Consider the following 391-nt stretch of genomic DNA (forward strand, 5'->3'; position numbering starts at 1 on the left):
GGCCTTGCGGAATACGGCCTGGAAATCGCTGAAGCCTTCGAAACCGAGGCGCTTCGCCAGCCTGGTGAGCGTCGACGGATTGATGCCGAACTGGTTGGCGAGCTCCGAGATCGAGCGGACGGCCGACTGCTCGGGCGCCTCCACCAGCTTGGCGAACACGTCATGCGCCTTGGAGCCGAGTGAAAATCCTGCCTCGTCGCGGCCGACCGAGAGCGCCAGCGCTCTCAGATCCTCGATGGTGCGCGGCGGCTCCGCAATGGCTTCCTCTGGCATCGCCCCCGTTCCTGTTCACCCAGCGACAGGGACCAGCCCATCCCGCATGTCGAAGCGCGCTGCTTCGTGCGCTTTATCGTAGACAGCCCACTCGACCTTGTCAGCCCCGACGCGGAAG

The 391-nt window shown here is 65.2% G+C and carries 1 pseudogene; it reads right to left on the reverse strand.

Annotation, left to right across the window (positions count from 1 at the left end):
• Nucleotides 1-273: pseudogene (locus EOA29_RS40790) on the reverse strand (RpiR family transcriptional regulator); the annotation flags it as partial.
• Nucleotides 274-391 lie beyond the last annotated feature (118 nt).

Source organism: Mesorhizobium sp. M1E.F.Ca.ET.063.01.1.1, assembly GCF_003998155.1.
In the GTDB taxonomy this organism is placed as follows: domain Bacteria; phylum Pseudomonadota; class Alphaproteobacteria; order Rhizobiales; family Rhizobiaceae; genus Mesorhizobium.